This is a genomic window from Xenorhabdus sp. KK7.4 (assembly GCF_963876465.1).
GTDB lineage: Bacteria > Pseudomonadota > Gammaproteobacteria > Enterobacterales > Enterobacteriaceae > Xenorhabdus > Xenorhabdus stockiae.
In genome coordinates this window covers 59,441-74,723 of record NZ_CAWNQF010000111.1, presented here as the reverse complement: position 1 = coordinate 74,723, position 15,283 = coordinate 59,441, and the positions used below count along the sequence as shown (strand labels likewise).

Here is a 15,283-nt window from a genome sequence, read left to right as displayed (position 1 = left end):
CCTCCGGCTAAATACCCGTGACTTTGCTGGTTTCGGGTATATTCCATTGTTATTGTGTTTTTTATTTCCGTCCGCGTACGACACGTTTTATCGTGTTGTACTGTGTATTCTTTTCGATCACCTTTCCGGTCATACGAGAATCCAGAAAATGAGCGAGTTGCTTAATTGTCTGGTGTTGCAAAAGTTCAGCCAGAGAGAGCCTGACTGCCAGTTGCTGTTCAATACGGGCTGCAATACGTAAGGCATGTAATGAATGCCCTCCCAGAGCAAAGAAACTCTGATCACATCCAATTTGTTGTTGTCGTAGCACTTCACACCAGATATCCCGCAGATGGCTTTCCAGTGCCGTTTGCGGAGAATACGATGCGTTTTCTTCTTGTGGCTGATGGGAGGAATTTTGCAATCCGGACAGATGTTCCGGCAAACGCTCCAGCAAAGCCCGATAATCAATCTTGCCATTGATGGTCTGCGGCATTTCATCCATCGGTACAATGACATGTGGCAACATATGCGTTGGCAGATACCGGCTGAGAAAATCGAGTATTTGCCCTGATATTTCTGATAAGAAATCGGAAGAGATACCGGCTTTTGCTGTTGGTTTCAGGAAGTCAGGTTTCAGAGACACACAAGCCACCAGCTGCATGTCTTCCTGTTTACCGGAATATGCTGTGCCAGAACGTCCTTTATCGAAATAGGTAAGCAATGCACTTTGCTGTACATATGGGTGCTGCATCAGTTGTGCTTCAATCTCTCCCGGTTCTATCCGGTAACCCCGGAGCTTGATTTGCCGATCACGGCGACCAAGATAGAGCAGTTTTCCGTCCGGTAAGGCGCAAACCCGATCTCCCGTGCGATAAACCCGTATGCTTTCCTGTGTTCCATCTTCCAGCGGAACAGACAATGTGATGAATTTTTCTGCCGTTAATTCAGGGCGAGCCCAGTAACCCCGCGCCACTCCCAACCCACCGATATACAACTCACCGGCCATGCCAAAGGGAGTAGGTGACAAATCATCACTCAGGACAAACAGACGAGTGTTGGCGATAGGTAAACCAATCGGCATCATGCCCTGTAAATCCTGCTGTTTGTCCGCACGATGGACACAGCAGCCGACGACAGTCTCAGTCGGGCCGTATTCATTGAATACGCCAATATCTCCTGCGTCCGACAACCATGCCTGTACCGTTTCACAATTGAGCGCATCGCCTCCGATCACCAATGAATGCACATGAGATCTCGCAGTAACATTCAGATATTCCGACAGCACGCCCAGGTGAGCCGGCGTGATTTTCAATAAATGGCGATCTTTGGATGACGGTTGCTGTAATACCGTTGCTATTGCAGCAATATCCGCATCATCCTTAATCACGGTAATGGTGCCGCCATGTAATAACGGCAGGTAAAGACTGGTCAGGGTGGCATCAAAGCTGACGGAAGAATGGAACAGGCTCTGAGTTCCGTCCGTCACCTGATAACGCAAAGCGGCATCTGTCAGATAGTTAATCAGGCTGTGATGTTCAATCATGACGCCTTTCGGTGCGCCTGTGGAGCCGGAGGTATAAATCAGATAGGCCAGTGCACTGGCGTCATCAATGACCGGAGGTAAAGCGCTCGGTGGTAACGGCTCTGTCTTCTGATCCAGAGCCAGAGCAGCGATATCATGTGTAAGACTGGCAGCCAGAGCCTGATAAGTCAGTACCAGACAGCTTTGGCTGTCAGACAATAAATAAGTGACCCGCTCGGTGGGATAAGAAGTATCAATCGGCACATAACAGGCGCCGATCCTGCTGACAGCCAGCATCGCAGCGATATAATCCAGACTGCGGGGTAAATAAAGTGCAACTCTGTCTCCCGCTGTAACACGGTTGTGGTGCAAACGCAGGCTGATCTGTTCAGCCTTCTGCGCTAATTCGGCATAACTGACCTGCTGATGCCCATCAATCACAGCAGTCTGGCGGGGAGAAGTCTGAACCTGACGGGCAAACAGGCTATACACATTCCCTGCAAAAACAGGCAATGCTTCCCCCTGCCATTGTGTCAGTAGCTGCCGTTTTTCCCGTTCGTCCAGCAGGGCAATATCGCCCGGCCTTCCCGTCATATTATTGATTAACTGCTCCAACAGACGGATAAAATGCCCTGTCAGGCGGGCCACGGTAGCGGCATCATACAAACCCGTGTCGTACACCAGCGTACCATGCAGGCCGTCAGAAAATGATGCCACCAGCACCAGTGGATAATTCGTGCTTTCCGTCGCCTGAGTAAATTGGAACAGATTTTTCCGGGCATCGGCCTGTTTGGGTTGCGGGTAGTTTTCAAACACCAGCAACGTCTCAAACTCCGGCAGTTCACAGGCTGATTTCAGATCAGCCAGCGAGATATCACTGAATCTTTCATGTTCCCGCTGCTGCTGTTGAATAGCATTCAGCCAGTCTGTTGTCGTCTGATAATGGGGAGTAACAATATGGACTGGCAGAGTGCTGATTAACAGCCCGACCATTTTATCAATGCCCGCTAATTCTGCCTGTCGGCCGGATACCGTCATACCGAACAGACATTCATCCTGCTGGCTGTAACGCTGTAACAATAAAGCCCATGCCCCCTGTACCAGCGTATTGATGGTTAAGCGGTAACGACGGCCTGTTTCAGCCAGCCGCTCCGAAAGTACGGCAGACAACCGGAAGGTATGACGTTGTTTCAACTGGCTGGCTGCCCTGAGCGGATGAGCAGCGGGCAAGGGTGTGGCTGCGCCAACATCAGCTAATTGCACCTGCCAGTATTCCTGACACGCTCTGCGGTTATTTTGTTGCCAGCGAATAAATGATCGGAATGCCGGCGCGGGTGGCAGGATATTATTCAGAGGCTGGGAAACCTGCTGGTAACGAGAAGTATGCTGGTAAATAGACTCAACGGCTGTCAGTAACAGCCTGACTGACCAGCCATCAAGAATGGCATGATGATGGCTGAACAGAAGGCGTATCGCCTCATCCGGCAATTGCAGCACGGTGATGCGGAACAGCGTTCCCTGCTCCGGTGTAAATTCTTCTGCCAGATCCGCTGCCAACAGGTTCTGATAATGTTGCTCAGCTTCCGGTCTGCTATAAGAGCTTAAATCATGCTGACGCCAGTCCACTTCCTGATTGGGCGTGACAATCTGCAACGGCTGACTGGCAAGTCTCATTTCAAAACGGCTGCGCAGGACAGGATAGTGATCAGTTACCTGCTGCCATGCTCTCTTTAAGCGGGAAATATCTATTTCATGCTGACTGAGCGTAAAGCAGAGTTGTTCGTGATACAGACCGCGGCCCTGCTCTGCCATTGAATGGAATAACATCCCTTCCTGCGTGTAAGTCAGCGGGTAGATATCGTCTATTACGCCATATCGTTGCTGCAACTGGCGCAGGGTTTCCGCATTCAGGCTGGCAAGCGGGAAATCAGATGGCGTGTATGTTGTCCGGGTCTGAGCCACGCAGTGATCTGTCAGCAGGAGAAGCTGCTCTTTCATCACCATCGCCAGTTGATTGATAGTTTCATCCCGATAACACTGACGGTTATACGTCCACTCTATCTGTAATTGCCCCTCATCAATGTAGCAATCTACTGCCAGCGCATATGAAGCGGTATTATCCGCAGCATAACGATCATCCAGCCCCATATCTGCAACACCCTGTAATGGTGTCTGATGGAAGGTACGGGTAAATTGGCCCAGATAATTGAAGCAGATATCAGCCTTCGGAATTGCAGGCAGTTGATGATTGGCATTTGGCTGGGAATAGCGTAATGCACCATATCCGGTGCCGCTATAAGGAACCTGACGCACGGCTTCTTTCACCCGTTGAATTAATTGATCCGGTGAACAGAACGCTGGCAATTCCAGTAGCAGAGGATAAATGGCGGTAAACCAGCCAACGGTACGGCTGACGTCCACATTTTCATGCAGACTTTCCCGTCCGTGTCCTTCTATATCCACATGCAGTAATCCGGAACCACTCCATTGTTGTAGTGTTGCCGCCAGTGCTGCCAGTAACAAATCTCCCACATGGGTGCGGTAGGCATATCCGGTATGCTGAACCAGATCCGTAGTAACAGAAGGCGCTAATGCCAGCCGGTATTTAGCTGATTCCCTGACTAAGCCGGAGAACGGTTTTTCTCCCTGATCGCAGGGCAGTGAAGGCACGGCCTGATTCAGTTTTTGTTGCCAGAAACGATACTCTTCCTGAGCCTGCTCAGACTGGGCGTAATCGATAAGATGGGATGACCAATTAATCAAAGAGGCCGTTTTTGTCATCAGGGTCGGTTTTTCCCCTGCCAGCAGTGCCCGGTAATAGTGGCTTAAATCTTCGGTCAGAATACGCCATGAAACCCCATCTATGACCAGATGGTGAACGGTCAGCAACAAATAGTCCCCTTCAGTGGTCATGAAATGAGTCGCAGTCAGCAGCGGGCCATGTTCAATATTCAGTTGGGCCTGCCGTTCAGCCGCGGCTTTCAACAGCGCTTTTCTCGCCGGAATTGCGGTGATCCGGCACCGCTCTATCGGCAATATTGTGATTGCTTCAGCTATTCGCCCATAACTCCGCTCGCCTGTCAGCGGGAAACGTGAACGCAGTCCATCATGCTGATTAACCACCAGTGCCAATGCCTGCTCCAGCCGCGAAATATCTGTTTCCGGCTCCAGAGCATACAGATAGGACTGATTATAATGGTGCGGATTAGCATGGTGATGGGCAAAGAACCAGCGCTGAATTGGCAGCAGGGCATACTCTCCCTGTACGGGCTGAGCATTGTTTCCGGCTTTATCATCAGCATTATTTGTCTGCGTAGCTTCTTGTGTCACGACAGCGGCTAATCCTGCAATAGTCGGATAATCAAACAGCATTTTCGGTGTGATCCGCAGGCCAATTTCCCGCCCTCTGAACACAATTTGCAGGCTAAGAATAGAATCTCCGCCCAGCACAAAGAAATCATCATCAATGCCCAAGTTTTGCTGATCCAACACTTGTTGCCAGATTTCTGTCAGCTGTTTTTCCAGTGCTGTTTCCGGCATCCGACGATGCGGGCAATCAGGTTGTTCAGGTAACGCAATCTGTGCCAGACTTCTGCGGTCAATTTTGCCATTAGCCGTCAGTGGCAGTACTTCCTGTATGACCCATTGAGTCGGGCACATATATACTGGCAAGCGCTGGCTCAGTTCTTGCCGTACATTTTCTATCTCTGTTACAGTCTGGCCTGCCACCCGTTTGCTCATGACCAGATAAGCAACCAGATGCTGACGACCGTGAACGTCTCTCATCCCTGCTGCTGCCTGAACCACACCCTGACAGGCTGAAAGTTGAGCCTCTATCTCTTCCAGTTCAATTCGGTAACCGTGCAGTTTGATTTGCTGATCTTTGCGGCCCAAAAATAACAAATTGCCGTCCGGCAGATAACGGGCCAGATCGCCTGTCCGATAGAGTTTTTTCTGTGATGATGAAGAGAAAGGAGAGGTGATAAATCGGCTTTCAGTCAGATCCGGGCGGTTAAAATATCCCAGCCCTACACCCTCTCCGCCAATATACAGTTCCCCCACGGAGCCAAACGGCACCAGCTGCTGGCATTCATCCAGCAGGTAAAGCTGTGTATTAGCTATCGGGCGGCCGATCGGCAATGCGCCATCACCTTTTATATCTCCGGCCAGTGTGTCGTAGATACAACAGCCCACTGTGGCTTCCGTCGGGCCATATTCATTGATAATTCTGACTTGTGGTGCATGTTGTCGCCAGAAGCGCAGGGAACTGGCTGACAAACTTTCTCCGCCAATGACCAGCAAAGGTATTCGCCCTGCCTGTTCCGGTGATAACTGCTGGCTCAGCAGTTCCAGATGGGCCGGAGTGATTTTCGCCATTGTTAAATCCGGCAACTGTTGCCACGCCTGAATTAATGCCGGGATATCATCGCCTTCCGGCAGAATAAACAGGGTTTGCCCCTGTAATAACGGCAGGAACAGACTGGTAATAGTGGCATCAAAGGAGATGGAGGCATGGAGAGTATTTCCCTGTCTGCTCCTGTCTCCATAATATTCGCAGGCATGCTGGAGATAGTTTTTCAGCCCACGATGCGGAATGATCGTGCCTTTTGGCCTGCCGGTCGAGCCGGATGTATAGAGAATATAGGCGGGCTGCTCCGGTGAAATCGCAATATCCGGATTAGCAATATTCCCCTGATAATCGGTAACGGCTTCTGAAATAAACTGTTCCGGATTCAACAAAATGCGTTGCTGCGCTGGCAGAGCTAATCTGGCAGCCAGCTCATGGTTGGTGATCACCCGTGCGACCTGTGCATCTTCCAGCATAAACCGGGCACGATCTGCCGGATAAGTACAATCAACGGGCACATATGCTGCCCCTGTTTTCAGAACGGCAAGGATCGCCACAACCAGCATGGCGGAGCGCGGCAGAAAGATCCCCACCTGCGATCCCTGACCAATACCCTGTTTCAGTAAATCATTCGCCAGCCGATTAGCATGTTGGTTGAGCTGTTCATAACTCAACGCAAATTCGGTTTCGTCTTGTTCCCGCAGGGCAATCGCCTGTGGTGTTAGATTCACCTGTTGTTCAAATTGCTGGTGTACCATCTGATATAACAGCGGATGAGCCGTGCAATTAAGTTCGTTCGCCTGCTGCTGATATTCTTGTGGTGACAACATAGGCAACTGATAAATTGGCTGCTCTGGTGTATCACATAGGCTGTTCAGCAGACGGACATAATGCGTCACCAGTTGCGCCACCATTTCCGGTGCAAAGCACGCCTGACGATATTCCACGGTTAATAACAGGCTATCTGTCATTTCCGGCTGAGACAGTTCCTGAACAAACATCTCCTGAACAAACAACGTTAAATCGAATTTAGCTTCCGGGTTATTTATCGACTGACTGTTTATTGTGCCAGTCCGGTATTGCTGATGATGCTGCTGTGCATTGAATACAAACATGATTCTGAACAGCGGAGAAAGAGAGCGTTTTTCTGCGGGTAATACCGCATCCACAACCTGCTCAAACGGCACATCTTTGTTCGCCATTGCCTGATTCAGTGTCTGCACACTGCTACGCAGGAACTCAGTAAATGACAGTCTGATATCCACGTTCTGACGTACAGCCAGCGTGTTGAGCAATAATCCAATAACAGATTGCAGTTCGGGTTTGTCACGCAGCGTTACAGGTATCCCAACGACAATATCCCCCGTTGCGTCACCTTCCCCGCAGTAGCGCTGTAATAAAATCTGGAACGCCGCCATCATCAGGGTAAACAGTGTTGTATCCTGCTGTTGTGCCAGCCTGCGCAGGCTGGCGGTTTGTTCACAGGAGAGCGACAGACGGTGATAAGCCGCTTTTACATCGTCAGTCCGTTCAGAATGCTGTTGAGGGAATGTCGCTACCGGGGGCAGGTGATGATAGACCTGACGCCAGTAATCTAACTGGCTATGCCAGATTTGCTGGGCTTCTGTACTGTGTTCCCATGCGGCAAACTGCATATAATCGGGGGTTGCTGGTTGAATGGCCTTTTCTTCTGCCAGATACTCTTCTGTCAAATACAATGACAGTAACTCATTATCCAGCAGCGCCAGTGATTGCTCATCCACCAGAATATGATGCAAACAGACAATCAGTGCGCTGCCTTGTCTTGCATCCGTGACCAGCAATAGCCGATACAACGGTTGTCCGATCAGCTGAAAGGGCGTTTCCGCCATATGCATAGCCCGCAGTTGTAACTGCTGCTGCCATTCCTGCTCATTCTGTACTTCGATAATTTCGTGCGGGCAATCAGGTAACTGCTCACTGTAGTATTGCTGTGGCGTGGTTCCTTCCATCCGTAAACGCAGATTGAGCAATGGATTGCGACGGAACAGCGACATGATGCTGTTTTGTATCCGTTCAGCATCCCCGCGGTTTCCGGTTGTGTTAGTCAGAGAATCAGCACGGGTAAACGTTTTGATACTGGTAATGTGATAACGGCAACTATCAGGATATAGCTGATCAAGGAACCACATCCGTTGCTGGGCGAAACTCAGCGGAGCTTCATGAACGGTTTCCGGATGCAGAGGATTCACACGGGCTGTTAAATCGGCTTTTTCTGCCAGTCGCATCGGAGTACGGCAGATAAACACATCACTGACTCTGAAATACAGCCGGAACTGATCAGCCAGCATAGCGACCATTTTAGCGGCCAGCAGTGAGTGCCCGCCTGCGGCAAAAAATGAGGTATTACGTCCAATCGCCTGATGCCCCAGCAAATCCTGCCAGACCTGCATAATGGCCTGTTCTGTGTCGTTCTGGGCAGGTTCTGCAACGATTTCGTTTTCCTGCCTGACGGGTTTGGGAAAGCGCTTTCTATCTACTTTATTATTCGGCAGGCGAGGAAATTCGTGCAAAAACACATAGCAGGAAGGACACATAAATTCCGGCAATAAGCCGTTCAGATGCGATTCAATCTGCGCCTGATCAAGTTCAGTTCCAGCTTTGGGAAGTATATAGGCGACGATTGCACTGGCATTCAGGTAATCTTCCCGTACCATTGCCACTGCATCAGAAATAGCAGAATACTGGCGCAGAGCACTTTCAATTTCGCCAAGTTCTACGCGATAGCCACGAATTTTTATTTGCTGATCAATACGCCCCAAATAATCAATATTGCCGTCAGCTCTGTAACGGGCCAGATCGCCGGTGCGATAAAGGCGGGCATCCGGCCGGGAGCTGAACGGATCGGGGATAAAATGGGATGCAGTCAGGTCAGGCCGATTCAGATAACCTGCCGTCACACCCACCCCGCCGATGTAGAGTTCGCCCGCGACCCCAATCGGCAATGGTGCCTGATATTCGTCTAAAATCCAGACCTGTGAGTTGGCGATTGGGCGGCCGATATGAATCTGGTTATCATCTGTCGTTAACTCAGCATTCGTCGTCCCCACGGTGGCTTCCGTCGGGCCATAGGAGTTAATAAAACGCCGGTTTTTCCCCCAATTATGCAGCAAATCCAGCCCGCAGGCTTCTCCGGCAACGATCAGCACCTGCAAATCCGGTAAATCAGCCACAGGCAGTGCAGCCAGTGCCGATGCAGGTAAAGTGACATGAGTCACTCGCCGCGTAATAAGCTGCTCCAGCAGATCAGGGCCGGGCATGATAGCAAGGCGGGAAGCCATTAATAATGTGCTGCCGCTACAGAACGCCATCAGGATTTCCCAGACGGAAGTGTCGAAGCTAAAAGAAGCGAACTGAAGTATCCGGCTATCCGGTGGTATAGCTAAAAATTCCACTTCCGTTTCTGCCAGATTACAGACTCCGCGGTGGCGGACAGGAACGCCTTTCGGCTTGCCGGTCGAGCCGGAGGTATAGATGATATAGGCGGTATTTTCAGCCCGGACATCTGTCTGTGGATTGTCAGTACTGAATGCAGACAACTGAGGCATCAGCGTTTCAAGACAAAACAGAGGAACATTGCCGTCCTGATAACGTGACACAAACTGCTCCTGTGTTATCAACAAGCGCAGGCCCGCATCTTTAATCACATGAAGGCTGCGATCCAGCGGGTAGTCAGGATCAATCGGCACATATACCCCACCCGCTTTCAGGATCGCCAGAAAACAGATCACCAGTTCCAGTGAACGCTCAACACTCAATCCGACACAAATTTCAGGCCCGACACCTTGCTGAATCAAAAAACGGGCCAATTGATTTGCACACTGATCCAATTCAGCATAAGTCAGAAATTGCTGGCCGAATTCAACGGCAATGGCATCAGGCACTCGTTGTACCTGACGTTCAATAAGCTGATGCAGCGCAATGTTATCGCTGAAGGGGCGTTCAGTCCGGTTCCACTCAGTCAGCTGCTGTTGCTGGCCGGGGCTGAGCAGGGCTACACGCCCTACAGCCTGTTGTGGCTGGTTCATTAACTGCGGCAGAAAATAACAGAAGTTTTCCGCCATGCGGGAGATGGTTTCCGGCAGGAAACGGTCACTGGCATATTGAAATACGCCTTGTAATTCTCCGTCTTCACACCACATTTCCAGTACCAGCTCATATTTGGCGATTTGCACATCCCAGTGGCGTAGCGGAGAAAGCTGTGCTGCCCCCAGACGTTTGTGGGTAACGGGTGTGTTTTGGTAGGTAAACAGAGTCTGAAACAGTGGCGAAACCCCCGGATGATGATTATCTTCACCTCCGTTTTTTCCTGAACTGTTTTGTCCTGAATCCTCTTTGAGCAAAAGTAACAACTGGCTGAGGGGCAGATCCTGATGTGCGATCGCATCAATGAAGGTCGATTTAACCTGCTCCAGCAAGTGTTCGAATGACTGGCTGAGATCAACCTGATTACGTATCACCAATAAGCTGAGTAACAGGCCAACCGGCTGCTGCTCTTCACTATAATGACGATTGGAGACCGGTGTTCCCAACAGAATATCGCTCTGACGTGAATAGCGGGCCAGAAATGCAATAAATCCCGCCTGTAAAATCAGATAAGGCGTGACGCCATACTGATAGGCCAGAGTCTCAATCTGTTTATGGGCTGCTGAAGGCAGACTGAAAGGTATACGTCGTCCCCGATAACTGCGGGCGGCGGGTGTGGGAAAATCATAAGGCAGCTGGAGTAACGGCAGTGTTCCTGCCAGTTGTTGTTGCCAGTATTCACGGGCCGCCATTCCGGTTTTTCCGTTCACCCACTGGTGCTGGATACGTACATGTTCCCGCTGACCATAATGAGACGACCGGATAGTAAGCTCTTTTCTTGCCTGCAATTGCGTGTAGTTTTCCAGTAATTCATCCCACAGCTGTCTGACTGATTCTTCATCTACAATCAAATGATGAAAAACCAGTACAATCAGATGATTGTGCGGTCTCAGTGTCAGCCCTGCCAAACGTAATAATGGTGACTGAGCTAATTCAAAGGGGGCGGAAGCAAACTGACTGATAATATTTTCTGCCTGCAATGGAGCCTGCGCTCCGTATCGGGTCAGATCCTGCCAGAGAATATCAGCAGAAACCGTCGCAGCTATCCGGGCGGAAATCTCGCCCTCCTGCATGACAAAACCAGTTCTCAGCACATCATAACGGGCAAACAAAGCATCAAAGGCTTGTTGTAAACGATGCTGATCCAGCGCCCCCTGCCATTCGGTAACATAGGCCATATTGAAAATCGGGACGTCAGAAACCGCTTGTTGAATCAGATAAATGCCCTGCTGCTCATAACTGGCAGTATGTAAATCTGCCGTTATCTCTTCTGGCTGTTCGCTGGCATGCAGCATGGCCGCACATTGGGCCAGTGTCGGCTGCCGGAACAGATCACTGAAATGCAGCTTCAGCCCCGTTTGTTCCTGTACCTGAGCAATCATGCGAATTGCCTGTAGAGAATTACCTCCCAGAGCAAAGAAATTATCGTCACGTCCAATCGGATCAACATGCAGTAGTGACTGCCAAATAGCCGCCAGTTTTATTTCCTGTTCGCCTAGTGGAGGAACCGGATTCTGCCGGTGAGTGGCGCTTTGGCGAATAATCGGTGCCTGTAATGCCTTACGATCAATTTTTCCATTGGATAACAACGGGAATTGTGACAGAAACTGATAATCAGCGGGGCGCATGGCCGCTGCCAGATGGGGTGACAGATAAGTCTCTAATGCCGTCTCTGTCACAGTTGTCTCAGGAACCGGACGGACAAAGGCCACTAGCCTGATGCCCTGCGGTTGCTCAAATGCCTGCACAATGGCCTGTTGTATCGCAGGATGCTGTTCAAGCAGGCTCTCAATTTCTGCTGTTTCAAGGCGCTGCCCGTTGATTTTAATCTGAAAATCATTTCGCCCAAGCAGGAGTAAATTCCCCTGTTCATCAATGCGCCCCAGATCACCGGTTCGGTAAACCGGCTGGCCCGTCAGTTCTCCCTGTTCCGGTGTGATAAAACGTGCATTATTTTCAGCTCCCGATGACAAATAACCGGCACTCATATAGGGCGTACTGATCCAGATCTCCCCTTCCATACCTGCCGGAACATTTTCTCCCCTCTCATTTACCACGGCGATAACAGTATCATCGATGGGCTTACCGGCAGGGATCAGTGACCGCTGTCTGTCTTTCTCTGTAACCCGATAACAGACTCGTGCCAGTGTGGTTTCCGTTGTTCCATACAGATTGATTAATTGAGCCTGCGGTAACCGGCGCTGATAAAACAGATCCACCAGCGAACCTTTCAACATTTCTCCTGACAACACCGCATAGCGTAGAGACCGGAGGTCATGAGAAGATTGCGGGCATTCCAGTAAAACCTGAAACAGGGAAGGAATGAGATGTGTAATGCTGATTTGCTGTTCACGCATCCAACCAAGCAATTCCTGCGGTGAATAACGGATATCATGAACAGTAGGAATACACAGGGTTGCACCGTTCAACAATGGCAGCAGCATGTCCCGCAGGAAAGGATCGAACATCTGATTGATCAATTGACTGACTTTATCAGCAGGCGTTACGCCCAGCTCACGGCTTTCCCAATGAATAAAATGCAGCAGGCTGTCTTCACGCCCTAAGATGGCTTTGGGCTGCCCGGTCGAGCCAGAGGTAAAATAGACATACGCCAGTCTGTGATGCTGAGTGTCACTGTTATGAATCCGGGTAGGCAATGCGTTTTCAGCTACTCTGACAGGCGGAATGATTGAATGTTGTTCCTGAATGTCATCTGCCAGCACTTCATCTGCCAACACCAGAGAATAACCTTCGGATAAATGTTCCAGCAGTGGCAACCACTGACGACAAGTCACAATCGTTGCACCACGAAATTGAGCCAGCAATGTGGCAAGACGTTGTTCCGGCAGTTTTGGCGATAATGGCACAAACACTTTGCCTGCTTTCATAATGGCTAATGCTGCGGTTATCAGAGAAATACTCTCTTCCATCAATGTCATGACGAACTGACTGCCAGCCTGATCATGCAACGGCTGGCTGAGTCTAGTCACGTGCTCTGACAGCATACGATAGGTCAGACTTTCATTTCCCTGTGTCACCGCGATATTTTCCGGGAAACGTGCAGCAATTTGCTCAAACTCGGTTGAAATCACCATTAGCCATCTTCCTTCAATTAAAAACTTTTGCTTTGAATTAAAACAGTTGTGTAACCAGACAGCCCTGAAACGTGCCTTACAACGATCCTTTTCACATGATCTTTTTAAGACGCTTCTTTTAAAGCGCTTCTATTAAAACGACGGTGGAAAAACAAAAGGATCAGCATCTTTCAGGAAAGGAAAGCGTTCTCTGGTCTCCCGAACATGGGCAAGAGAGATGGTCATGGTTTTTACTGCCTCGGTTTCTTTTTCGTGCAGCAGGATTTCACCTAACGGATCAACCAGCATGGAATCCCCCGTATAGTCGAGCTGGTTTCCGTCCTGCCCTACACGGTTAACGCCGATGACATAGCTCTGGTTTTCAATTGCCCGTGCCTGTAACAGGGTACGCCAGTGCAGAGAGCGTCTGGCTGGCCAGCTGGCGATATAGAGTGCGGCATCATATTGTCCGTTAGTATTGCGTGACCATACCGGGAAGCGCAGGTCATAACAGATAAACGTGGCGATTTTCCACCCTCGGTACTCTACGATCAGTGGGGTATTGCCCGCGGTATATTCGTGATCTTCGTGTGCAAAAGTGAAGAGATGTTTTTTGTCATAATAGGCAATGGAGCCATCTGCATTGACCCATAACAGACGGTTATAAAATTGCTGGTTTTCCGTGATGATCATACTGCCGACAATTGCACAGTTTTTCTCAGCAGCCAGTTTTTTCATCCACAAAACACTGGGGCCATCCATCGTTTCTGCGATAGCCTGCGGTTTCATACTGAATCCGGTCGTGAACATCTCCGGCAAAACGATAAGGTCGCTCTCAACCAGTTGCGTAATGTAGCCTTCTATGTGTTCCCGGTTTTTTGCTGCATCTTCCCAAAACAAATCGGTTTGAATTAATGTCACACAGAGATCTTGTTCAATCATTGTAAACTCCGTTTTAGTTCGTATTTTTATTACAAATCCGCATCAAACAAATTTTCCATATAACCGCTGCCCGCTGACAATGAGCGGATTTCGGCCTGTTCACCCTGCTGTTGAGGTGATGGAATAAAGTTATTTTCAATCAGGTAGTTCACATAACAGGAAAGCAATTTTTTATCTGATGGCGGGCACTGGATACCGCTGCCACTAAGTAAATCTGTCGTTATTTCGGTGGCATATTTGGCCGTTTCATTCATTTCTCCACCACCATGAACCAGCGCCAGCAAATCAGTAAAAACCGAACGATAAGGTTGCCCATTGAGATACAGGCAGCTTTGTGCCAATGCTTCCATGTAAACTTCATTTTTGATGGTTTCAATGCGGTAACCGAATTCCCGCAGGAAAGCGACAATATCGTTGTATTTGATTGGATTGGGCGTCGTCAGATGAAGGGTTTTGCCGTTAAATTTACCGATATTCAAAATGGCATACAATGATGCCTGCGCGATGTAGTCAACAGGTGTAATATCGAAATCGTCCGTTGCACTAAAAGTCAGCCCGGTTTCGACCAGCGCCCTGACCATTTCATAATAAAGACCTTTGACTCTGGTATTTCTCAGTGGGTAATTGCCATTGGCACTATCGCCCCAGATGTTACCCGGACGCACAATAACCCACCTGAGTCCTTTTTCCCCCGCACGGTGCACAGCCTGTTCTGCTTCAAATTTCGTGCGCTCATAATCCATGTCATCGAATCTCTGCCCCACATCCAGATCCGTTTCATGCATGACAAAGCCATCACGGTACAGGTTTTCCCCCACGATACTGAAACTAGAGGTATAGAGCATGGGGATATCACCCCGCAGACAAAATTCAATGACATGACCTGTTCCCGTCACGTTGACAGCAGCAAGGCGGCTATAAGATGCCACCAGATTTGTCCAGGCAGCACAATGGATCACCCTGTCAATTTTACCAGCCAATTCAGAGTAAAAGGGTTCTGTCAGCCCAAGATTGTTTTCTGTAATATCACCCAATACAGGAATAATGCGATGTAAACTGTCGCGGCTCCGTTTTTCCGGATCGTAGGTAAATAAAAAATCTTCCAGACGCATCAGTGCCTGCTGATTATTTTCAGCTCTTGTCAGGCAATACACATTCGCATCAGTTGTCATCAGAATTTCAAGTAAAACTCTTCCTCCCATAACACCCGTTGCACCAGTCACCAGAATGTTTTTGATATCCTTTTGAGTATTGTTGAGCATGTTCATCCTCTACGTTATCTACGTTAAT

General features: G+C 49.5%; 3 protein-coding genes. All 3 read right to left on the bottom strand.

Translation table 11 applies throughout. The features are described from left to right. Positions 1-61: 61 nt before the first annotated feature. Positions 62-13,072: a non-ribosomal peptide synthetase gene (locus tag AACS90_RS18955; RefSeq protein ID WP_099121128.1), complete on the bottom strand. Its 13,011-nt coding sequence runs from the start codon at positions 13,070-13,072 to the stop codon at positions 62-64. Between the two features lie 132 nt (positions 13,073-13,204). After that, positions 13,205-13,993: an amidohydrolase gene (locus AACS90_RS18950; RefSeq protein ID WP_099121127.1), complete on the bottom strand. Its 789-nt coding sequence runs from the start codon at positions 13,991-13,993 to the stop codon at positions 13,205-13,207. A 29-nt stretch (positions 13,994-14,022) separates the two neighbouring features. Continuing rightward, positions 14,023-15,255 carry an SDR family oxidoreductase gene (locus AACS90_RS18945; RefSeq protein ID WP_099121126.1) on the bottom strand — a complete coding sequence of 411 codons (1,233 nt, stop codon included), beginning with the start codon at positions 15,253-15,255 and terminating at the stop codon, positions 14,023-14,025. Between the last annotated feature and the right edge of the window lie 28 nt (positions 15,256-15,283).